Origin of the sequence: Streptomyces sp. RK9, from assembly GCF_045070545.1 — a bacterium.
GTDB classification, from domain to species: domain Bacteria; phylum Actinomycetota; class Actinomycetes; order Streptomycetales; family Streptomycetaceae; genus Streptomyces; species Streptomyces alboflavus.
Map to the genome: position 1 here is coordinate 4,305,865 of NZ_CP173703.1, position 22,317 is coordinate 4,328,181.

Annotated in this window: 11 protein-coding genes; 5 read left to right on the forward strand and 6 right to left on the reverse strand. The window is 74.7% G+C overall.

Annotated features, from left to right (window positions below):
• Nucleotides 1–48 precede the first annotated feature (48 nt).
• The 4 genes from AB6L24_RS17650 to AB6L24_RS17665 all read left to right on the forward strand — a co-directional run bounded on the left by AB6L24_RS17650 (nucleotide 49) and on the right by AB6L24_RS17665 (nucleotide 15,916).
• Nucleotides 49–11,409 (forward strand): type I polyketide synthase, encoded by an 11,361-nt coding sequence (locus AB6L24_RS17650; protein WP_405656308.1) that lies wholly within the window; start codon nucleotides 49–51, stop codon nucleotides 11,407–11,409.
• A gap of 55 nt (nucleotides 11,410–11,464) precedes the next feature.
• Nucleotides 11,465–12,223: a thioesterase II family protein gene (locus AB6L24_RS17655; protein WP_405656309.1), complete on the forward strand. Its 759-nt coding sequence runs from the start codon at nucleotides 11,465–11,467 to the stop codon at nucleotides 12,221–12,223.
• Between the two features lie 553 nt (nucleotides 12,224–12,776).
• Nucleotides 12,777–13,514 carry a S1 family peptidase gene (locus AB6L24_RS17660; RefSeq protein WP_405656310.1) on the forward strand — a complete coding sequence of 246 codons (738 nt, stop codon included), beginning with the start codon at nucleotides 12,777–12,779 and terminating at the stop codon, nucleotides 13,512–13,514.
• 161 nt (nucleotides 13,515–13,675) lie between these two features.
• A complete protein-coding gene (locus AB6L24_RS17665; RefSeq protein ID WP_405656311.1) occupies nucleotides 13,676–15,916 on the forward strand; it encodes an MGH1-like glycoside hydrolase domain-containing protein in 2,241 nt (746 codons plus the stop codon).
• Between the two features lie 193 nt (nucleotides 15,917–16,109).
• On the opposite strand, the gene AB6L24_RS17670 is transcribed toward AB6L24_RS17665, so the two are convergent.
• The 4 genes from AB6L24_RS17670 to AB6L24_RS17685 are packed head-to-tail and all read right to left on the reverse strand — an operon-like array spanning nucleotide 16,110 to nucleotide 18,906.
• The gene (locus tag AB6L24_RS17670) at nucleotides 16,110–16,334 is read right to left on the reverse strand and encodes a hypothetical protein (RefSeq protein ID WP_405656312.1); all 225 of its coding nucleotides are present in this window, start codon (nucleotides 16,332–16,334) and stop codon (nucleotides 16,110–16,112) included.
• Entirely contained in the window at nucleotides 16,331–17,107 is a 777-nt protein-coding gene (locus AB6L24_RS17675) for a nucleotidyltransferase domain-containing protein (RefSeq protein ID WP_405656314.1), read from the reverse strand. Before AB6L24_RS17675 ends, AB6L24_RS17670 begins: the two co-directional genes overlap by 4 nt.
• Before the next feature lie 19 nt (nucleotides 17,108–17,126).
• Complete coding sequence (locus tag AB6L24_RS17680; RefSeq protein WP_405656315.1) at nucleotides 17,127–17,777, reverse strand: hypothetical protein; 651 nt, start codon at nucleotides 17,775–17,777, stop codon at nucleotides 17,127–17,129.
• A 58-nt stretch (nucleotides 17,778–17,835) separates the two neighbouring features.
• Entirely contained in the window at nucleotides 17,836–18,906 is a 1,071-nt protein-coding gene (locus AB6L24_RS17685; protein ID WP_405656316.1) for an alkene reductase, read from the reverse strand.
• 184 nt (nucleotides 18,907–19,090) lie between these two features.
• Between AB6L24_RS17685 and AB6L24_RS17690 the strand changes: the two genes are divergently transcribed.
• Nucleotides 19,091–19,459 carry a MerR family transcriptional regulator gene (locus AB6L24_RS17690; protein WP_405656317.1) on the forward strand — a complete coding sequence of 123 codons (369 nt, stop codon included), beginning with the start codon at nucleotides 19,091–19,093 and terminating at the stop codon, nucleotides 19,457–19,459.
• 68 nt (nucleotides 19,460–19,527) lie between these two features.
• Here AB6L24_RS17690 and AB6L24_RS17695 read toward each other — a convergent pair whose 3' ends face one another.
• Together AB6L24_RS17695 and AB6L24_RS17700 are read right to left on the reverse strand one after the other, a co-directional pair.
• On the reverse strand, nucleotides 19,528–20,775 hold the full coding sequence (locus AB6L24_RS17695) for an SLC13 family permease (RefSeq protein WP_405656318.1): 1,248 nt from the start codon (nucleotides 20,773–20,775) through the stop codon (nucleotides 19,528–19,530).
• Nucleotides 20,776–20,843: 68 nt separating this feature from the next.
• A complete protein-coding gene (locus AB6L24_RS17700; protein ID WP_405656319.1) occupies nucleotides 20,844–22,217 on the reverse strand; it encodes a cryptochrome/photolyase family protein in 1,374 nt (457 codons plus the stop codon).
• Between the last annotated feature and the right edge of the window lie 100 nt (nucleotides 22,218–22,317).

The following is a 22,317-nucleotide window of genomic DNA, read 5'->3' on the forward strand; positions in this document are numbered from 1 at the left end:
CCGCCCGGCCACCCCACTTGCTCGAACGTTTCCTGGAGTAGAGACCGCATGAACAACGAAGAGAAGCTCCGCCACTATTTGAAGCGGGTCACCGCCGACCTGCGCGAGACGAGCCGGCGGCTGCGCGAGGTCGAGGAAGGCGAGCAGGAGCCGATCGCGATCATCGGCATGAGCTGCCGCTACCCCGGCGGCGTGCGCTCGCCCGAGGACCTGTGGGAGCTCGTCGCGAACGGCCGGGACGGCGTGACGGCGTTCCCCGCCGACCGGGGCTGGGGCGACGTCGAACTGACCGACCCCGAGGACCCCGGCCGGGAGTTCCGCAGGGAAGGCGGATTCCTGCACGACGCCGCCGAGTTCGACCCCGGCCTCTTCGGGATATCGCCGCGCGAGGCCCTCGCCATGGACCCGCAGCAGCGACTGCTCCTGGAGACGTCGTGGGAGGCGTTCGAGCGCGCCGGGATCGACGCGGCGACACTGCGCGGCAGCAGGACCGGCGTGTTCGCCGGAGTGATGTACCACGACTACGCGTCCCGGCTGCGGTCGGTGCCGGAGGAAGTGGCCGGCTTCCTCGGCACCGGCAGCTTCGGCAGCGTCGCCTCCGGGCGCGTGTCGTACACGTTCGCGCTGGAGGGGCCCGCCGTCACGGTGGACACCGCCTGCTCGTCCTCGCTCGTCACCATGCACCTCGCGGCCCAGGCACTGCGGTCCGGCGAGTGCGGGCTCGCCCTCGCGGGCGGCGTCACCGTGATGGCGACACCGGACACCTTCATCGGCTTCAGCCAGCAGCGCGGCCTCGCCGCCGACGGCCGCTGCAAGTCGTTCTCCGAGAGCGCCGACGGCACCGGCTGGGGCGAGGGCGCCGGCATGCTGCTCCTGGAGCGGCTCTCCGACGCCCGCCGCAACGGCCACCGGGTCCTGGGCGTCGTCCGCGGTTCGGCGGTGAACCAGGACGGCGCGTCCAACGGCCTGACCGCGCCCAACGGCCCCTCCCAGCAGCGCGTGATCCGCCAGGCCCTCGACAGCGCCGGACTCACCGCCGCCCAGGTCGACGCGGTCGAGGCGCACGGCACCGGCACCACCCTCGGCGACCCCATCGAGGCCCAGGCCCTGCTCGCCACGTACGGCAAGGAGCGCGGCGGTGAGCCGCTGTGGCTCGGCTCGGTGAAGTCCAACGTCGGGCACACCCAGGCCGCCGCAGGCGTCGCCGGAGTCATCAAGTCCGTCATGGCGATGCGGCACGGCGTGCTCCCGCCGACCCTGCACGTCGGCGAGCGCTCCCGGCACGTCGACTGGTCGGCTGGCGCCGTGGAACTCCTCACCGAGGCACGGCCCTGGCCCGAGACCGGACAGCCGCGCCGCACGGCCGTGTCGTCGTTCGGCATCAGCGGCACCAACGCCCACGTGATCCTCGAACAGGCCCCGGACCAGGACCCCGAGGACGAACCGGCCGAGGCACCCGTCGACCCGGTCCGCGCCGACGCCCTGCCGTGGGTCCTGTCCGGCAACGACCCCGCCGCGCTGCGCGAGCGCGCCGCCGCCCTCCTGACCCATCTGGACGGCACGGACGTACCGGCGGTCGACGTCGGCTACTCCCTCGCCCTGACCAGGACCGCCCTCGAACACCGGGCCGCCGTCGTCGGCGCGGACCGCGCCGAGCTGTTGCGCGGCCTCGAAGCCCTCGCCGCCGACGGCGAGGCACCGCACCTGGTGCGCGGCACGGTCGGCACGCGCGGCAAGCTCGCGTTCCTGTTCAGCGGGCAGGGCAGCCAGCGCGTGGGCATGGGCCGCGAGCTGTACGGGGAGTTCCCCGTGTTCGCGAAGGCCCTCGACGAGGTCTGCGCGGGCCTGGACCCGCACCTGGACCGGCCGCTGAGGGACGTGCTGTTCGCCGAGCCCGGCAGCGAGACCGCCGACCTGCTCGACCTGACCACGTACACGCAGCCCGCGCTGTTCGCGATCGAGGTGGCCCTCTTCCGCCTCGTCACCCAGTGGGGCCTCGCCCCGCAGTTCCTCGCCGGGCACTCCATCGGGGAACTGGCGGCCGCCCACGTGTCGGGCGTGTTCACCCTCGCCGACGCGTGCAAGCTGGTCGCCGCCCGCGGCAGGCTGATGGGCGCGCTGCCCGAGGGCGGGGTGATGCTGTCGCTGCGCGCCGACGAGGACACCGTGCGCGCGCTGGTCACCGAGCACGGCGGCACGGTGGACGTCGCCGCGGTCAACGGCCCCGAGTCCACGGTGGTCGCGGGCGACGCCGACGCGGTCGCCGCGATCGACGCCGCCTGGCGGGAGCGCGGCGGCAAGACCCGCTACCTCAAGGTCAGCCACGCCTTCCACTCCCCGCACGTCGACGACGTCCTCGCGGACTTCCGTGCCGTCGCCCGCACCGTCGACTACGGCACGCCCACCATCCCCGTCGTGTCCACCCTCACCGGCGCCGTCCTCACCCCCGAGCAGGCGCGCGACCCCGAGCACTGGGTGCGCCACGTCCGCGAGGCCGTGCGGTTCCTCGACGGCGTGCGGACCCTGACCGGGCACGGCGTCACACACTTCCTGGAGCTCGGCCCCGACGCCGTCCTCACCGCGGCGGGCCGCGACTGCGCCGACGAGGGCGCGCTGCTCGTGGCCGCCTCGCGCGCGAACCGGCCCGAGGGCGCCACGCTCACCTCGGCGGTCGCCGCGCTGCACGTGCGGGGCGTCACCGTGGACTGGCAGGCGGTGTTCGCGGGCCGCGGCGCCCGCAGGACCGACCTGCCCACCTACCCCTTCCAGCGCACCCGCTACTGGCTTGACGCGGGCGCGCACGCCGGCGACGTCGCCTCGGTGGGCCTCCGCCCCGCCGACCACCCCCTCCTCGGCGCCGCCGTCACCCTCGCCGACGAGGAGGGCGCCCTGCTCACCGGCAGGCTCTCCCTCGCCACCCACGCCTGGCTCGCCGACCACACCGTCGGCGGCGTCGTCCTCGTGCCGGGCGCCGCACTCGTGGAACTGGCCATCAGGGCGGGCGACCAGGTCGGCCTCGACCACGTCGAGGAACTGACGCTGGCGGCGCCCCTGGTCCTGCCGGAGGACGGCGCGGTGCGGCTCCAGGTGTCCGTCGGAGCCCCCGACGAGTCCGGGCGCCGCGCGGTCAGCGTCCACTCCCGGGCCGACGACGCGCCCGACGACGAGCCGGACAGCGAGCCGTGGACACGGCACGCCTCCGGGACGCTCACCGCGGGCGGGGCCGCCCCTGCGACCGGCACCGGAGAGGCCTGGCCGCCCGCCGGAGCCGAACACGTCGACCTCGAAGGCCGCTACGACGACCTCGCCGCGGCGGGGCTCGGCTACGGCCCCGCGTTCCGCGGCCTGCGCGCCGCGTGGCGCCGGGACGACGAGGTGTTCGTCGAGGTGGAACTGCCCGAGCAGGACGGCGCGGGCTCCTTCGGGCTTCACCCCGCGCTCCTCGACTCCGCCCTGCACGCCATCGGGCTCGGCACCTTCGTCGCCGACGCCGAACGGCTGCACCTGCCGTACTCCTGGAGCGGCGTGCGGCTGCACAGCGGCGGCGCGACCGCGCTGCGCGGACGCCTCTCCCCGGCGGGCGCCGCGGGCGTCGCCATCGACCTCACCGACGCCACGGGCACCCCCGTCGCCTCGGTCGAGGCCCTGTCCCTGCGGCCCCTGTCGACGGACGGCCTCACCGGCAGCCGCCTCGACTCGCTGTTCCGCGTCGACTGGACGCGTGTGCGGCCCGCCGCCGCGACCCCGGTGAGCTGGGCCGTCCTCGGACACGGCTTCGCCCAGGCGGAGTTCACCGAGCCGGTCGACGCCCACCCGGACCTCGCCGCGCTGGCCGAGGAGGACGTGCCGGACCTCGTGTTCGCCCCCGTGCCCCCGGCCGCGCACCCCGGGGAGGCGGCGCACTGGGCCCTCGCCCTCGTGCAGGAGTGGCTCGCCGACGACCGGTTCGCCTCGGCGCGGCTGGTGTTCGTCACCGGCGGCGCGGTGGCCGCGGGACCCGACGAGGACGCCCCCGACCTGGCCAACGCCCCCGTGTGGGGCCTCGTGCGCACGGCCCAGGCCGAACACCCCGGCCGCTTCGCCCTCGTCGACGTCGACCTGCTCGCGGCTTCCGCCCCCGCGCTGCCCGCCGCCGTCGCGACCGGCGAACCCCAACTGGCGCTGCGCGCAGGCGAACTCCTCGCCCCGAGGCTCGTACGGGCCCGCCCCGAGGGGGAGGAGGCTCCGCCATTCGGTGCCGGTGCCGGTGCCGGTGCCGGTGCTGATGGTGATGCCGGTGCGGTGCTCGTGACCGGTGCGAGCGGCATGCTCGGCGGGTCGGTGGCGCGGCACCTGGTGCGGCGCCATGGTGTACGACGACTGGTGCTTGCGAGTCGACGCGGTCAAGTCGGTGATCTGTACGACGAGTTGGTGGGGCTCGGTGCCGAGGTCGCCGCCGTCGCCTGTGACGTGGCCGACCGGGACGCCGTGGCCGCCCTCCTCGCGGAGCACCCCGTCACGGCCGTCGTGCACGCGGCGGGCGTCCTGGACGACGGCGTCATCGGGTCGCTGACCCCGGAGCGCATCGACACCGTGTTCCGGCCCAAGGTCGACGCCGCCCGCCACCTGCACGAACTGACCCGCGACCTGGACCTGACGGCCTTCGTCCTCTTCTCGTCGGCGGCAGGCACGTTCGGCAACCCCGGCCAGGCCAACTACGCCGCGGCCAACGCCTACCTCGACGCCCTCGCCCAGCACCGCCGCGCCCAGGGCCTGCCCGCCACCTCCCTCGCGTGGGGCCTGTGGGCGGAAGCGAGCGGCATGACCGAAGAGCTGGCCGAGACCGACCGCGGCCGCCTCGCCCGGGCCGGTGCCACCGCGCTGTCCGCCGACGAGGGCCTGCGCCTCTTCGACGCCGCCCTCGCCCTGCCGGCGCCCGTGGCCGTCCCCATGCGCCTCGACCTGGCGCCGCTGCGCGCACGCCCCGACACCGTCCCGCCGCTCCTTCGCTCCCTCGTCCGCACCGCCCGCCCCGAGGCCGCCAAGGCCGAAGGGGGCCTTGCCGCACGCATCGCGGACCTGCCGGACAACGAACGCCTCCCGGCGCTCCTCGACGTCGTCCGCACGGCCGTCGCCGCCGTGCTCGGCCACGCCTCCGCCGCCGAGGTGGAGCCGGAGCGGTCCTTCGGAGACCTCGGATTCGACTCGCTCACCGCCGTCGAACTGCGCAACCGGCTCGACGCCGCCACCGGCCTGCGCCTGCCCGCGACCCTCGTCTTCGACTACCCGACGCCCCTGGCGCTCGCGGGCCGCCTGCGCGCAAGGCTCCTCGGCGACCAGGACACAGGGGCGACGGTCGTCCGCAGCGCCGTCGCCGACGACGAGCCGATCGCGATCATCGGCATGAGCTGCCGCTACCCCGGCGGCGTCACCTCGCCCGAGGACCTGTGGCGCCTGGTCGCCGAGGGCCGCGACGCGATCTCCGACTTCCCCGACAACCGGGGCTGGGACGTGGAGTCGCTCTACGACCCGGACCCCGAGAACACCGGCACCAGCACCGTCCGCACGGGCGGCTTCCTGCACGACGCCGCCGACTTCGACCCGGCCTTCTTCGGCATGTCGCCGCGCGAGGCCCTGGCGGTCGACCCGCAGCAGCGCCTGCTCCTCGAGACCTCCTGGGAGGCGTTCGAGCGGGCCGGCATCGAACCGAGGTCGCTGCGCGGCAGCACGACCGGCGTGTTCGCGGGCGTGATGTACAACGACTACGCCGCCCGCCTCTCCCGGTCCCCGGAAGGCCTCGAAGGCCAGCTCGGGTTCGGCAGCTCCGGCAGCGTGGCCTCCGGCCGCCTCTCGTACACGTTCGGCCTCGAAGGGCCCGCCGTGAGCGTGGACACGGCCTGCTCGTCGTCGCTGGTGGCCATGCACCTGGCCGCGCAGGCCCTGCGCTCCGGCGAGTGCGAGCTGGCCCTCGCGGGCGGCGTGACGGTGATGGCGAGCCCGGGGGCCTTCATCGAGTTCAGCCGCCAGCGCGGCCTGGCCCCGGACAGCCGCTGCAAGGCGTTCTCCGCCGACGCGGACGGCACCGGCCTGGGCGAGGGCGTCGGCATGCTCGTCCTCGAACGGCTCTCCGACGCCCGCCGCAACGGCCACGAGGTCCTTGCCGTCGTACGGGGTTCGGCCGTGAACCAGGACGGCGCGTCCAACGGCCTCACCGCCCCGAACGGCCCCTCGCAGGAACGCGTCATCCGGCAGGCCCTCGCCCACGCGGGCCTGTCCACGTCCGACGTGGACGCGGTCGAGGCGCACGGCACCGGCACCTCGCTCGGCGACCCGATCGAGGCCCAGGCCCTCCTCGCGACCTACGGCCAGGACCGTACCGGTGAGCCGCTGTGGCTCGGCTCGCTGAAGTCCAACATCGGCCACTCCCAGGCCGCCGCCGGTGTCGCCGGTGTGATCAAGATGGTGATGGCGCTGCGCCACGCGGAGCTGCCCCGCACCCTGCACGTCGACGAGCTCTCGCCCCACGTCGACTGGACCGCGGGCGCGGTCGAGGTGCTGACCCGGCCCCGGTCCTGGCCGGACACCGGCCGCCCGCGCCGCGCCGGCGTGTCGTCGTTCGGCGTCAGCGGCACCAACGCGCATACCATCATCGAGCAGGCCCCTGAGCCCGAGGCGTCCGCCACCGAAGCCGCGCCGGTCGGCCCGGTGCCGGTGGTGCTGTCCGCCCAGAACGCGCAGGCGCTGCGGGCGCAGGCACTCCGGCTGCGGGAGCGACTGGCGGACGAGCCGGACACCGACGTGACGGACGTCGCCTACTCCCTGGCGACGACGCGGTCGGCCCTCGACCACCGTGCCGCTCTCGTGGCGGACGACCGCGCGGCACTCCTCGACGGGCTCGCCGCGCTGGCGGAGGGGCGGGCGTTCCCCGGCCTGTACGCGGGAACTGTCGCCGTGGGCGGTGTGGGCTTCCTGTTCTCGGGCCAGGGCTCGCAGCGGCTCGGCATGGGGCGTGAACTGGCGGCCCGTTTCCCGGTGTTCGCGGAGGCGCTGGACGCCGTGCTCGCCGAGTTCGATCCGTCGGTGCGGGAGGTGCTGTTCGGTGCGGATGCCGAGGCGCTGAACGAGACGGGGGTGACGCAGCCCGCGTTGTTCGCGGTCGAGGTGGCGCTGTTCCGGTTGTTGGAGTCGTGGGGTGTGCGGCCGGATGTGCTGGCCGGGCACTCGATCGGTGAGCTGGCGGCGGCTCACGTGGCCGGGGTCTGGTCGCTCGCCGACGCGGTCAAGGTCGTGTCGGCGCGTGGTGCGCTGATGCAGGCGCTGCCCGAGGGCGGCGCGATGGTCGCGATCCAGGCGTCCGAGGCCGAGGTGATGGCTGAGGGCTTGCCGGAGAAGGTGGGTATAGCGGCGGTCAATGGTCCTCACTCGGTCGTCGTTTCCGGTGCGGCCGCCGACATCGATGCGGTCGCCGAGCGTTGGCGTGAAGCTGGCCGTAAGGCGACCCGCCTGAAAGTCAGCCACGCGTTCCATTCACCGCTCATGGACCCGATGCTCGACGACTTCCGCGCTGTCCTTGAGAGCGTGTCGTACGAGACGCCGTCGCTCCCCATCGTGTCGACGCTGACCGGTACGAAGGCGACCGCCGAGGAGCTGGCATCGCCGGACTACTGGGTGCGCCACGTCCGCGAGGCGGTGCGCTTCGGCGCCGCCGTGGACACCCTCGTGACCCAGGGCGTGGCCACGTTCGTCGAGGTCGGTCCCGGCGGGACGCTGTCGGCGCTGGGCCTTGAGTCCGCGCCCGACGCGGCGTTCGTGCCGGTGCTGCACGGCGACCGGCCGGAGGAGCACGCGCTGGCCGCCGCCCTTGCACAACTCGGCACGCGTGGCGTGCGGGTGGACTGGGAGGCGCTGTTCGCCGGGCGTGGCGCGCGCCGCGTCGACCTGCCCACGTACGCCTTCCAGCGCACGTCGTACTGGCTGAACGCCCCCCGCGACCTGCGCCTCGACGAGGCGGCCGGTGGGCTCGGCCTGGCGGGCGCGGACCACCCGCTGCTCGGCGCCGTCGTGGAACTCGCCGACGGACAGGGCCTGGTGTGCACCGGCAGGCTCGGCACGGACACCCACCCGTGGCTCGCCGACCACGCCGTCGGGCGCACGACCCTCCTTCCCGGCACGGCCTTCGTCGAGGTCGCCCTCGCCGCGGGCGGCAGGCTCGGCCTGGACGAGGTCGAGGAACTCGCCCTCGCCGCACCGCTGGTACTGCCCGAACGCGGCGGCGCCCGGCTGCGCGTGACCGTCGGCGGCGACGACGGCTCCGGCCGCCGGACGCTGAGCATCGACTCCTGCCCCGACGACCCGGCCACCGGCACCGACTGGATCCGGCACGCCACCGGCTTCCTCACCACCGGAGCCACCGGAGCCACCGGAGCCGCCCCCGACCCGGCCCCGGCCGCCGACTGGCTGCCCGCCGACGCCGAACCCGTCGACCTCGACGGCCTCTACGAAGGCCTGGAGCAGACCGGGCTCTTCTACGGCCCCGCCTTCCAGGGCCTGAAGTCGGCGTGGCGCGGCACGGACGCCGTGTACGCCGAGATCGAGCTCGACGAAGACCAGCACGGGGACGCCGCGTCCTTCGGGCTGCACCCGGCGCTCTTCGACGCCGCGCTGCACGCCTGCATGCTCGGCGGCCTCGTCGAAGACGCCGGTCGGCCCCGGCTCCCGTTCTCCTGGAGCGGGATCCGACGGCACACGACCGGTGCCACAGCGGCGCGCGTCCGGCTCACCCCGGCCGGTACCGACGCCGTCTCCCTGGAACTGACCGACGCCCAGGGGCACCCCCTGGCGACGGTCGCATCCCTCGTCCTGCGGCCGATCGCCGCGGAACAATGGGGTGCGCGCCACCGCGACGCGCTGTTCCGGCTGGAGTGGGTGGCCGCACCGACCCGTGCGGCCACCCACGCTCCCGCCCGCGCGCTCGCCGTCGTCGGACCGGACGACCTCAAAGCCGGTGCGGGCCTCGCGGCGTCCGGCGTCACCGTCGAGGAGCACGCCGACCTGGCGGCCCTCGCCGCGGCCGGGGTGCCGGAGGTGGTCGTCGTCCCGTTCGCGCAGGACGACGCGGAGCCGGTCTCCGGCGCCCGCACCGCCGCCCTGCGCGCGCTGCGCCTGGCCCAGGAGTGGCTGGCCGACGACCGGTTCCTCGACTCCCGCCTGGTCTTCGTGACCAGCGGGGCCGTGGCGACCGGACCCGACGAGGACGTGCCCGACGTCGCCGCAGCGGCCGTGTGGGGTCTGCTCCGGTCGGCGCAGTCCGAGACCCCCGACCGGTTCGCGCTGGTCGACGTGGACGGGCACGACGCGTCCTGGGCCGCGCTGCCCGCCGTCCTCACCGGCGCCGAGCCGCAGGCCGCGGTGCGCGCCGGTGACGTACTGGTGCCGCGGCTCGCCCGCTCGCGGCCGTCCGAGACGGAGACCCCGGTCGCGTTCGCGCCCGGCGGCACCGTCCTGGTGACCGGCGCCACCGGCATGATCGGCGGCCTCGTCACCCGGCGCCTGGTGACCGAGCACGGCGTGCGCCACCTCGTCCTCGCAAGCCGCCGCGGTGCCGCCGCGCCCGACGCCGACGCACTGCACGCGGAGCTGACCGGCCTCGGCGCGCACGTCACCCTGGCCGCCTGCGACGTCACCGACCCCGACGCGCTCGCGGAGCTGCTCGCCGCGGTGCCCCTGGACCACCCGCTGACCGGCGTGGTGCACTCCGCGGGCGTCCTCGACGACGCCACCATCGGCTCCCTGACGCCCGACCAGATCGACGGCGTGTTCCGGCCCAAGGTCGACGCGGCCTGGCACCTGCACGAACTGACCCGCGACCTGGGCCTGTCGGCGTTCGTCCTGTTCTCCTCGGTGGCGGGCATCCTCGGCGGCCCCGGCCAGGGCAACTACGCGGCGGCCAACGCGTTCCTCGACGCGCTCGCCCAGCACCGGCGCGCCCAGGGCCTGCCCGCCACCTCCCTGGCGTGGGGCCTGTGGGAGACGGCGAGCGCGATGACCGGGCACCTCGCGGACGGCGGGGTCGCACGGATGTCCCGCTCCGCCGTGGCGGGCCTCACCGAGGAGCAGGGCCTCGCCCTGTTCGACCTCGGCTGCGCCGCCGACGAGGCCCTCGTCGTGCCGATGCGGCTCGACGCCGGCGCCCTGCGCGGCGGCCCCGACGCCGTGCCGCCGCTGCTGCGCGGCCTCGTGCGCCCGCGCGCCGCCAAGGCGGCCGCCGTCGACGAGGAACCGCTGACGCGGCGCCTCGCCGGGCTCACGGAGGAGGAGCAGGAGGGCGCACTGCTGCGCCTCGTCCGGGACCAGGTGGCGGCCGTCCTCGGCTACGCGCCGGAGGGCCTCGACGTGTCCGGCACCCTCACCCAGCTCGGCCTGGACTCCCTGACCGCGCTGCAACTGCGCAACCAGCTCGCGGCCGTGACCGGTCTCCGTCTGCCCACCACCGTCGTCTTCGACCAGCCGACCGGACCGGCCCTCGCCGGGTACCTGCGGCGCGAACTCGCCTCGGTGGTCGGCGACGCCCCCACCGCCCCGGCCTCGTCGGCACTGGAGGACTCCCTCACGGGCCTGTACCGGCAGGCGTACGACCTCGGCCTGGAGGACGAGGCGTGGGAGATGGTGAACGCCGCCGCCCGGCTGCGGCAGGTGTTCGAGGAGCCGGCGGACCAGCCCGCGCTGCCGCCGGTCACCCTGGCGAAGGGCCCCGGCATCCCGCTGCTGTGCTTCCCGCCGACGATGGCGCCCTCGGGGCCGCACTACTACGCCCGGTTCGCCCCCGTCTTCGCGGGCGAGCGGGACGTGACCGTGCTGCCCAACCCCGGCTTCGGTGCGGGCGAGTTGCTGCCCGCGACGCGCGACGCGGTCGTACGCCACCAGGCGGAGGCCGTCCGCAGGGCGGCCGGTGACCGGCCGTTCGTCCTCGCCGGATACTCGTCGGGCGGCTGGATGGTCAACGCCGTCGCCGCGCTGCTCGAACGGCAGGGCCACGCCCCGGTGGCGGCGGTGCTCGTGGACACGTACACGGCGACGAACTCCTTCGAGGACCGGCTTTACGCGGCGCTGCAGGCCCGCGGCACCACCACCGAGGCGTTCGCGATGATGAACGGCGCGCAACTGACCGGGCAGGGCGGCTACTTGCGGGTGTTCAGCGACTGGGAGCCCGAGCCGGTCGCGATCCCGACGCTGTACGTGCACGCGACCTTCCCGCCGGGGGAGTCGCAGGCCATGGAGACAGAGGACGACTGGCAGCCCGACTGGCCGTTCCCGCACGAGGACGCCTACGTCCCCGGCGACCACTTCACGATCATGGAGGACCGCTCGGACTCCACCGCGCTCGCCGTGCGAGCCTGGCTGGAGGAGGGCCCTGACGCCAACTCCCGCTAGACCGGGACGAGAACCCCGTCCCCGTACGACAACGACAGCAGAATGGACGAAGAACATGACAGTTGCCGACGGCAGCGACCTCTGGCTCCGCCGGTTCCACCCCGCAGCGGACGCCCCGGTGCGCCTCGTGTGCTTCCCGCACGCGGGCGGATCGGCCAGCTTCTACTTCCCGGTCTCGGCCGCGCTCGCCGACGGCTGTGACGTGACGGCCCTGCAGTACCCCGGCCGCCAGGACCGGCGGCACGAGCCGAACGTGGACGACATCGGTGTCCTCGCCGACCGGATCGCGCCGGTCCTGGAGCCGCTGTTCGACCGGCCGGTGGTGTTCTTCGGGCACAGCATGGGCGCGGTCCTCGCGTTCGAGGTCGCACGCAGGCTGGAGGCCCGCGGCCACAAGCCCGCGCTCCTGTTCGCCTCCGGCAGGCGCGCGCCGTCGACGGTGCGCGAGGAGAACGTCCACCAGCGGGACGACGACGGGATCGTGGCCGAGATGAAGGCCATGAGCGGCACCGACGCCCAGGTCCTCGGCGACGAGGAACTGCTGCGGATGGTGCTGCCCGCCCTCCGCAGCGACTACCGGGCCATCGAGACGTACGGCCCCGTGGACACGACCGTCGCCTGCCCGATCACCGCCCTGACGGGCGACGACGACCCGAAGACGACCGTCCCGGAGGCCGAGCGGTGGCGCGCCCACACCACCGGCGCGTTCCACCTCCAGGTGTTCCGCGGCGGGCACTTCTACCTCAGCCCGCGCGCGGCGGAGGTGATCGCGACGGTGCGTGAGGCGCTGCGCGGCGCCGTGGCCGTCGGCTAGGCAGGATCGAGCGAGGGGGCTGGACGGGGAATCCGTCCAGCCCCCCTCGCTTACTTCGGATACGTGCTCAGGGGTACGAGACGCCCGTGGGCGGGCCGAAGACGATGACGTTCGGCCCGAGGTGCCGGGCCTCAAGAGACTTGTCGCAAAAGGCGGTTGTCGGGGTGGCCGCACCTGCGTACAGAATGGTCCAGACCAAGATGCCCCGTTTGGGCATGCGGGTTGACGCAAGCTCACGCAGTCGGCCCCGGCCCTGCGCGCGGGCTTCCGGGTTCCCTTCGCGCCGCGCCCGTCCGGGCAGGTGTTTGAAGGTCACATCGCAACAGTGAACTGCGAAACAGATCCCAAGTCGCCCTCGGGGCCGCTATGGCGAGGGAATTTCGGCGGTCAACCTCTTGCGGCCTCCGTGGCTCCTCTGCCACATTCACCCCAGCCGAGCATGGCATGCACGCGCCAGGGGAAACCCGCCTTCCGCGTGTGCGCTCCACCCGCATACCTATGCGGTCGCGTCCTCATCACAGGGCGTTTCATCCCCCACACAATGGAGACGAACGTGCGAATATCCAGACTCGTCCCCGCGCTCGCGGCCACCGCCCTCGCCGTCCTGGGGCTCGCCCCCACGGCCGTGGCACAGACGGCCCCGTCCGCCACCGCGCCCACCGTGGCGTCCGGCACCTCCGCCCAGCCCATCATCGGCGGCGGCTACGCCAGCAACGCGCCCTGGGCGGCCCGCCTGTTCTCCAACGGCCGGCAGACCTGCAGCGCCACGATCATCGCCCCGACCTGGATCCTCACCGCGAAGCACTGTGTCAGTGGCGGCGGCCTGTCGTTCCGCATCGGCAGCCTCGACCAGACCTCGGGCGGCACCACGGCCAACGGCGTCAGCGTCCACAACCACGCCAGCTCCGACCTGTCCCTGGTCAAGCTCGACCGCTCCGTGGCGGGCACCTACGCGCGCCTCGGCAACCCGGGCTCCGTGCAGGTGAACCAGACCGTGCAGGTGTACGGCTGGGGCGCCACCTCCCAGTGCGGCCAGGAGATCAACTGCCAGTCGCAGCTCCTGAAGGTCGCCAACGTCGTCGTCACCGGCGGCTGCCGCGACGCCTACCAGGGCCAGGCCATCTGCGCCCGGCGCGGCAACGGCATCACCGCGGGCGGCGACTCGGGCGGCCCGATGATGGCCAACGGCATCCAGGTCGGCGTGGCGTCCACCAGCGACCGCCAGACCACGACCGCGTACACGAACGTGACGGCGTACCGCTCCTGGGTCCAGAGCGTCGCGGGCGTCTGACCGCAGCGCCGCCTGGCCCGCACGGCTGAGCACCACCGAACCGGCGCACAGCCGATCACCATGTAGCCAGTCCCGTCGCCTCCGTGCGGTCGCCGCGCGGAGGCGACGCCGGGACCACCCGCCCGGCCGCCCCTCCCCACCACAGTTCGGAGACCCGCACGTTGCGTTCCCGCCCGCGCGCCCTGACCGCCGCAGCCCTCGCCGCCGCCCTGGCCCTCGGCCTCGCCCCCGCCGCCGACGCGGCGCGACCGGACCACGGGCCGCCACCGGCGCACGCGGCACGGCAGGACCCCGCACGGGACGCCACTCCGGCGCCGGACCCCCGCGCCACGGCCACCCCCTCCTCGTACGCGAACGTCCTCGACCTGCAAGGCGTCCCGACCGCCGCGCAGCCCAGCGAGTTCAACCCGGTCAACGTCTTCGCCGACCGCGGCGCCTGGCACGCCTACGCCCTGCCGAAGGCCGAAGACCCGGCCACGTACGGAGGGTTCACCGGACCGCTGCACATCGCCCAGGAGTACCCCTGGTGGCTGAGCAGGTCCTTCAGCCGGATCCGGCTCACCGAAGCGGGCAAGGCCCTCGACCTCGGCGCGGGCGGCGCACCCCGCCTCACCTCACTGCCCGGGGCGCTGCGCCAGACCTACCGCCTCGACGGCCTGCGCCTCACCCTGGACCTGCGTTTCGCCACCGACCGGACCGCCCTCGTCCGGGCCCGGATCCACAACACCGGCCGAGCGCCGCGCACCCTCGGCGCGGCCTGGACCGGCACCCTGCTGCGCCCCGACGCGCCGCCGCAGCGCGACGCGCCCGCCCTGGCCGCCACCGCCCGCGGTGTCGCCGTCGGCTTCGCCCGGGTCCGAGAGAAGTGGGACTACCTCACCGCCGGCACCGAGCGCTTCGAGGTCACCCACCGCGCGCCCGTCCGCACCAGCGTCACGGGCGACACCTACCGCAGCGACCTCACCGCACCCCTCACACTCGCCCCCGGAGCGGCCCGCAGCCTCGACTGGACCGAGAGCTACACGTTCACCGCCGCCGAGCGGACCCGCGAAGCCGCCGCGGTACGCCGCGTCCTCGCCCACGCCGCGGCCAACGCGCGGGCCGGTGAAGCGCGTTGGCGCGGCTACGTCGCCGACGTCACCCGGGGCGTCCCCGCCGACCGGCGCCGCCTCGCCGTGAAGTCCCTGGAGACCCTCGTCACCAACTGGCGCTCCGCCGCCGGGCGGATCCGGCACGACGCCATCAGCCCCTCGATCTCCTACAAGTGGTTCACCGGCGGCATCTGGGCCTGGGACACCTGGAAACAGGCCGTCGGCACCGCTCGCTTCGACCCCCGGCTCGCCCAGTCCCAGATCCGCGCCATGTTCGACCACCAGATCCGGCCCACATCGGCCACCCGCCCGCAGGACGCCGGCATGATCCCCGACGCCGTCTTCTACAACGACCAGGCCGACGGCGGCGGCAACTGGAACGAACGCAACAGCAAACCCCCGCTGGCCGCCTGGGCCGTGTGGGAGGTCTACCGGCGCGGCGGCGACCGTGCCTTCCTGCGCGAGATGTACCCGAAGCTGGCCGCGTACCAGGCCTGGTGGTACCGCAACCGCGACCACGACCGCGACGGGCTCGCCGAGTACGGCGCGACCGTCGACCCGGCCAACGACAGCGCCGAGGAGCGCAGGCTCGCCGCGGCCTGGGAGAGCGGCATGGACAACGCGCCGCGCTTCGACGCCGCCCTCGGCACCTCCGTCGTCACCAACCGCGACGCCTCCGGCACCGTCACCGGCTACTCCCTCACCCAGGAGTCCGTCGACCTCAACGCCTATCTCGCCGCCGACCAGGACCACCTCGCCGACATCGCCCGCGCGACCGGGGACCGCGCGGGGGAGCGGCGCTGGCGCGACCGGGCAGAGGCCACGCACCGGGCGGTGCGGACGCGGATGTACGACCCCGGGGACGGCTGGTTCCACGACATCGCCCTCGACGGCGGCCGGCGGCTCACCGCGCGCGGCCGTGGCATCGAGGGCGCCATCCCGCTGTGGACCGGCACGGCCTCACGCGCCCAGGCCGCCGCCGTCCGCGACCGCCTCACCGACCCGCGCGAGTTCGCCACCCCCGTCCCCTTCTCGACCGTCGCCCGCAGCTCCCCCTACTTCGCCCCGCAGCGCTACTGGCGCGGCCCCGTCTGGCTCGACCAGGCCTACTTCGCCCAGGCGGGCCTGCGACGCTACGGCCACACAGCCCAGGCCCGCACCCTCACCGACCGCCTCCTGACCGCACCCCACGGCCTCTCGACCCGAGGCCCGGTCATGGAGAACTACGACCCCCTGACCGGCGCACCCCTGAACTCGCCCAACTTCAGCTGGTCGGCGGCGGTGCTGTTGCCGATGCTGAGTCAGCGCTGACGCTCCGGGCGCGGGCGGACCGAGTTCCGGGTCAGGGCCTCCAACGGTGCCCGTACCCCTCGCGCAAGGGGCCGCCGGGCAGGCCGAGCACCTGCTCCACCGCCACGGTGCGCCGTGCAGGGCGATCAGCAGAGGCGTCGCCTCGCGCAGGCCGTGGTCGGCGACGGACAACTGCATGTGGGGCGTGGCTGGGTCAGTGCCCCTCGCGTCGCCTGTGTGGGCCGGGTCGTCCAAGTCGTCCACGTAGCCGGACCTGGTCCGTCAGGAGCACCGCCACGTCCAGGTCGCTGCTCGCCTTCGCGCGGCCCTGCGCGGCCGAGCCGCCGAGCAGGGCGCCCAGGGCGTGCGGGTGGCGCGCCGTGACCAGCCGCGAGGCCGAGGCCCGGAACGCGTCCCGGTCCAGCAGGTGATCGGTCATGGGAGGAGCAGCGCCTCCGCCTCGGCGACCGCGTGCGCCAACGCGGCCGGGTCGCCGGGCCGCAGCCCCGCCACGACCGCGTCGATGTCGCGCAGGCCCGCCCGGCGCAGGAGCTGCTTCTCGTTGGTGACCCACTCGCCGCGCTCGGCGAGGACGGCGTGCGCGGACTGCAGGGCGGCGGTGGCGATGGCGCCCGCGGCCTCCGTGGCCTGGCCGCGCGGCGCGTAGGCGGACTTGGCGTGGTCGAGGGTCATCGCGGCACGCTGTCGCCACACCGGTGGGGCGGCCTCGCGCAGCGCCCGCGGGTAGTCGGGGCGGGGCAGGGTGCCGCGCAGGACCTGGTTGACGGCGAGTTCGGCGACGACCAGGTAGCTGGGGATGCCCGCGAGGTGGAACATCAACGGCTCCCAGCGGAACCGGCCTTCGCGGGCCTCGGCGAGTTCGTGCTCGACCACGTCGAGGTCCCGGTAGTGGACGTCGACGCTCCGGCCGTCGACGGTGAACCACCCGCCGCCGTTGAACACGCCGCCGCCCCAGCCCCCGATCTCGGAGACCTCCCCGGGCCAGCCGATGCCCCGCAGGTCGTCCGGGTCGAAACGGCCCCGGTAGTACACCGCCACGTCCCAGTCGCTGTCCGGGGTGTGCGTGCCCTGGGCGCGCGAGCCACCGAGGGCGACGGCGCGCACGGCGGGCAGGGCGGCGAGCCGGTCCGCGACGGTGTCGAGGAAGCGGTCGTCGTGGCCGGGGTGCCGGTCCTCGTTCGTCTTCGTCATCAACGCTCCGATCGTGTGTCTACTCACTGAGCCCCACCACGCACCAGCCGCGCCGGTCCGCCTCGGTGAGGACGCGCCCCCAGTCCTCGAGGAGGACGGCGAACTCGTCGAAGGTGCGCACCCACCCGCCGCCGTGCGGCTTCGTGGAAGGGACGCCGAAGGCCTCGCGCAGCCCACCCAGGAGGGGCCGCGCCCGCTCCCACGTCGCGGCCAGACGCCGCACGCTGTCGGGCGACCGGGCGAGCAGCACGCCGTGGGGGACGGCCGGGCCGTCGCGGGGGACGCCGGGGTCCGCGAAGAACTCCGGGTCGGTGTGCTCGGCCTCGCCGTCGAGGCCGTTCCAGACCAGCCCCAGCAGCAGGGAGTCCACCTCGGTGCGCAGCACCGGGTCGGCGTGCTCGCGCACGGCCTCCCACCGCTCCCCGGCCCAGAAATGCGCCTTGAACGAACCGAGGGTGCCCCGGAACTCGTAGATCCCGAAGAGCGGGCCGCCGGTCCCGCGCGGCCACTCCCAGTCGCCCTCCACCGCCCGCGCGGCCTCAGGACCGACGTCCCACAGTCCCGTCTCGTCGGCGTACCAGGCGTCGCGCAACCGGGGCAGCCGCTCCCGGGGCGGCACCTCCCCGAGCCACGACCGGTCGGCGATCAGCACGGTGATGTCGAGGCCCATGGCAGTGAGCGTAGTGACGGGGGCCGCCCGCGCCCGGACGCCCCCCGTCCCGCAGCCCTCAGTGCTGGTAGCTGGTGTACGTGGCGTAGCCCGTCGCGCCGCCCTGGTACCAGGTGTCGGGGTCGGCGGTGTGCAGCGGCAGGCCGGCGCGGAAGCGTTCCACGAGGTCGGGGTTGGCGAGGAAGGCGCGGCCGTAGCTGATGAGGTCGGCGCCCTGGGCGAGCCAGTGCTCGCCGGCGGCCCGGTCGCCCTCCCGTGGGCCGATCTGGCCGCCGGGGTTGACGATGTAGGCGCCCGGCCACGCCTTGCGGAGCGCGACGAGGGTGTCCTCGTCGGTGCCGGTGAGGACGTGCAGATAGGCCAGGCCGAGGGGCGCAAGGGCCGCGACGAGGGCGGCGTACAGCTCGGGCACGTCGTCCTCGGCGATGCCCCAGACGCTGCCGCCGGGGGACAGGCGCAGACCCACCCGGTCGGCGCCGATCGCGTCGGCCGCCGCCTCGGCCGCCTCGACGGCGAAGCGGATGCGGCCGGTGACCGATCCGCCGTAGGCGTCGGTGCGGCGGTTGGTGTTGGCGGAGAGGAACTGCTGGATGAGATAGCCGTTGGCGCCGTGGAGTTCGACGCCGTCGAAGCCCGCGTCGACGGCGCGCCGGGCGGCGTCCGCGAAGACCCGTATCTCGCCCCCGACCTCGGCGGTGGTGAGGGCGCGCGGGACCGGGGCGGCCTGGCGGCCCTCGGGCCCGGTGTACAGGGTCGCGTCGAGGGCGATCGCGGACGGCGCGACGGGGTGGTGCCCGGCGACGTCGGGGTGGCCCACCCGCCCGGCGTGCATGAGCTGGGCGAAGACGCGGCCGCCGTTGGTGTGGACGGCGTCGGTCACCGGCCGCCAGGCGGCGACCTGCGCGTCGGTGTGCAGGCCCGGGGTGTGGGGGTTGGACTGGCCCGTGAGGCTGGGCTGCACGCCCTCGGTGACGAGGAGCCCGGCGGTGGCGCGCTGCGCGTAGTACGTCGCCGTGAGCTCGCCGGGGATGCCGTCGGCCGAGGCGCGGGCGCGGGTCATGGGGGCCATGACGAGGCGATTGGGCAGCGTCAGGCTCCCGAGCTGGAAGCTGTCGAACAGGCTGGTCACAGTCGTGTCCTTCGCGTAGTACCGGCGAGTGCGGGGTGGTGCGTCGGCTACGCTAAAACCTGACGTTGACGTCAGAGGCAAGTGTGGTCGGCGGCGATCCGCCCCGATGACGGGCGACGGCCCGTTCCGATGGCGGGCGGCGGAGTGCGGCCGGTGGGGCCGCGCGGGACCGGAGGAGGGGCTCATGAGGATCGGTGAACTCGCGGCCGCGACCGGCGTGAGCGTGCGGGCGCTGCGGTACTACGAGGAGAAGGACCTGCTGGTCGCACAGCGCAGCGCCAGCGGCCAGCGCCACTACCCGGACTCGGCCGTCGAGCGCGTCCAGCTGATCCAGCAGCTGTACGCGGCCGGTCTCGCGAGCAAGACCGTCGTGAAGGTGCTGCCCTGCATCGAGACCGAGGAAGTGGTCCCGCAGATCCTGGAGCTGCTGCGCGCCGAACGCGCCCGCATCGACGAGCAGATCACCGGCATGCTGGAGACCAGGGACCGCCTCGACGCGGCCATCACCAGCGCCGGTGAGGCCCGGGGCGACGGACGCTCCTGCCCGCGCTGAGGACGCGCCGGGTGTTCTTGGCCGTGGGGCGGTCGGGCGGCTGCACGGGCGGGCCGTGCGGGCGCGCGTCAGGTGCCGATGACCCGCAGCGACGCCCACAGCGCGAGCGTGGACACCAGGAGCGCGGCGGGGACGGTCAGGAGCCCGAGGACGGTGAACTCCTTGAGCCGGACGTCGTGCTCGTGGTGATGGGTGATGCGGCGCCAGAGCAGCGTGGCGAGAGAGCCCGCGTACGTGAGGTTGGGGCCGATGTTGACCCCGAGGAGGACGGCGAGGACCGCGCCGGGGCCGGAGGCGGCGGCGATCGGGGTGAGGGCGAGCACGGCGGGCAGGTTGTTGATCAGGTTCGCGAGGACGGCGGCGAGCGCGGCGGTCCCGAGGAGCGCGGGCAGGGACGTGCCGTCGGGCAGGGCGTGACCGAGCACGTCGCCGAGGCCGTTGTCGATGACGGCGCGGACGACGACCCCGAGGGCCAGGACGAACGCCAGGAACGGCAGGCCCGCGGAGCGGACGATCCCCGCCGGCGTGGTGTGCCGCCGGGCCAGCGCGCGCACCGCCATCACGGCGGCGCCGGCCGCCGCCGCCCAGGCCGGATCGACGCCGGCCGCGGAGGCCACGGCGAACCCGGCGAGCGTCGCGGCGACGGTCACCAGCGCGAACAGCGGCACCTCCGGGCGCTCGTCGGCCCCGTCGTCGTCGGTGGGCGCGTCCAGGTCGGCCGCGAAGTAGCGGCGGAACACGACGTACTCGACGGCGATCGCGGCCACCCAGGGAAGCAGCATCAGGAGCGCGAAGCGAGTGAACGTCAGGCCCGTCGCCGTGAACGCGAGCAGGTTCGTCAGGTTCGACACCGGGAGCAGCAGGGACGCCGTGTTCGACAGGTGCGCGCAGGCGTAGGCGTGCGGCCTCGCGGAGGTGCCCATGCGGGTGGCCGTGGCGAACACCACCGGGGTCAGCAGGACCACCGTCGCGTCCAGGCTGAGCGCTGCGGTCACGACCGACGCGAGGGCGAACACCGAGCCGAGCAGCCGCCGCGGCCGGTGCCGGGCCCAGCGGGCCGTCCACGTGCCGCACGCCCGGAAAAGACCCTCGTCGTCGCACAGCTTGGCGAGCACGAGGACCGCGGCGAGGAAGCCGATCACCGGCCCGAGCCGGGCCGCCTCGTCGCGCACGTCGTCCGGCGGGATCGCCCCCGTGACGACGACGAGCGCGGCGGCGGGCACGGCGAACACCGCCTCCGGCCTCCCGAAGGGACGGACCACGGCGCACACCAGAACGACGACCAGAGCGGCGACGGACAGGAACTCGAGGAGCATGACCTCGATCATTCACGGTGCCCCGCCCGGCCCGGGACGCCACCCCCGGAACAAGCGGAGCGATTGCTTCAGTCGCGGCCCCGGGCCTGCCGGAAACGGGCGAGCCCCTCGGCGAGGTCGACGACGGGATCCGGGTAGTCGAACCGGGCGCGGTCCAGGCCGGTGAGCTTCCACGGCTCGTGCACCGCGGCGCCGTCGAGCTCCGCCAGCTCGGGAACCCAACGGCGCACGTACGTCCCGTCCGGGTCGTGGCGCCTGCCCTGGAGGACGGGGTTGAGGACGCGGTTCGGGCGGGTGTCGTTGCCGGTGCCCGCCGTCCACTGCCAGTTGAGCTGGTTCGCGGCGATGTCGCCGTCCACCAGGTGGCGCAGGAAGTGGCGGGCGCCGACGCGCCAGTCCACGTACAGCGTCTTCGTCAGGAAGCTCGCGACGATCAGCCTGCCCCGGTTGTGCATCCAGCCCTCGTGCGCGAGCTGGCGCATCGCGGCGTCCACGACCGGGAACCCGGTGCGCCCCCGCCGCCACGCCTCGATGTCGTCGGCCGCCTCGTCCTCGTCGCGCCAGCGGTCGTGCCGGTCCCGGTAGTCCGCCGACGCCGCGCGCGGCCGGGCCGCGAGCACCTGGTGGTGGAAGTCCCGCCAGCACAACTGGCGTACGAACGCGTCCGGACCCGGCCCGTCCTTCTTCCCCACGCGGTGGACGAGCTCCACGGGCGAGAGCGTGCCGAAGTGCAGGTGCGGGGAGAGCCGCGAGGTCAGGTCGCCCGCCAGATCGTCGTGGCCGTCCGCGTAGCCCGCGACCCCCGAACGCAGCCACGCCGTGAGCCCGGCCCGCGCCACGGCCTCGCCGCCGGGCGGCACACCCGGCGACACCTCCCGTACGTCGGCGCGCGCCGGCACCCGCTCGGAGGCGAGGCCGGACGGGACGCGGACGGTGCGCGGGGCGGCGACGGCATCCCGCACGCCCTGCTGCGACCAGCGCCTGAAATAGGGCGTGAACACGGCGAAGTGGTCGCCTCCCGCCGGAGTCACCTCGCCCGGCGCGACGGCCGTCACCACACAGTCGTGGACGGTGAGGGCACAGCCGCGCCCCGCGAGGGCGGCCCGCAGCCGCCGCTCCCTGGCCTGCGCGAAGCCACTGGCCCCCGCCGCCATGTGCACCGACCCGGCGCCCGTCTCCGCGACCACGGCCCCGACCTGCTCCACCACGTCCCCGGACCGCACGACCAGGTGCCCGCCGCGCTCGCGCAGGGCCTCGTCCAGCGCCGTCAGGCTGTCGGCCAGGAAGGCGAGGCGGTTGGGCGCGGCGAACCCCGCGGCGTCGACGCGGTCGTCCCGCACGAACAGCGGAACGACCTCGTCCGCCTCGTTCAGCGCGGCGCGCAGCGGGGGATGGTCGTGCAGTCGCAGATCGGACGTGAACAGCACGATCGAGACGTTCATGGCGCTACTCCTGGGAGGGCGGTACTTCGGGCGGTACTCGGGTGGGGCGCGGCAGTCGGCGGTGACGGCGTACGATCACCTGCCGCTCAGTCTCTCCGCA

Bases quoted from the DNA above. Each gene is read 5' to 3' on its own strand.
- AB6L24_RS17650 (WP_405656308.1), top strand. From the start codon at position 49: ATGAACAACGAAGAGAAGCTCCGCCACTATTTGAAGCGGGTCACCGCC.
- AB6L24_RS17655 (WP_405656309.1), top strand. From the start codon at position 11,465: ATGACAGTTGCCGACGGCAGCGACCTCTGGCTCCGCCGGTTCCACCCC.
- AB6L24_RS17670 (WP_405656312.1), bottom strand. From the start codon at position 16,334: ATGACCGATCACCTGCTGGACCGGGACGCGTTCCGGGCCTCGGCCTCG.
- AB6L24_RS17675 (WP_405656314.1), bottom strand. From the start codon at position 17,107: ATGACGAAGACGAACGAGGACCGGCACCCCGGCCACGACGACCGCTTC.
- AB6L24_RS17680 (WP_405656315.1), bottom strand. From the start codon at position 17,777: ATGGGCCTCGACATCACCGTGCTGATCGCCGACCGGTCGTGGCTCGGG.
- AB6L24_RS17690 (WP_405656317.1), top strand. From the start codon at position 19,091: ATGAGGATCGGTGAACTCGCGGCCGCGACCGGCGTGAGCGTGCGGGCG.
- AB6L24_RS17695 (WP_405656318.1), bottom strand. From the start codon at position 20,775: ATGCTCCTCGAGTTCCTGTCCGTCGCCGCTCTGGTCGTCGTTCTGGTG.
- AB6L24_RS17700 (WP_405656319.1), bottom strand. From the start codon at position 22,217: ATGAACGTCTCGATCGTGCTGTTCACGTCCGATCTGCGACTGCACGAC.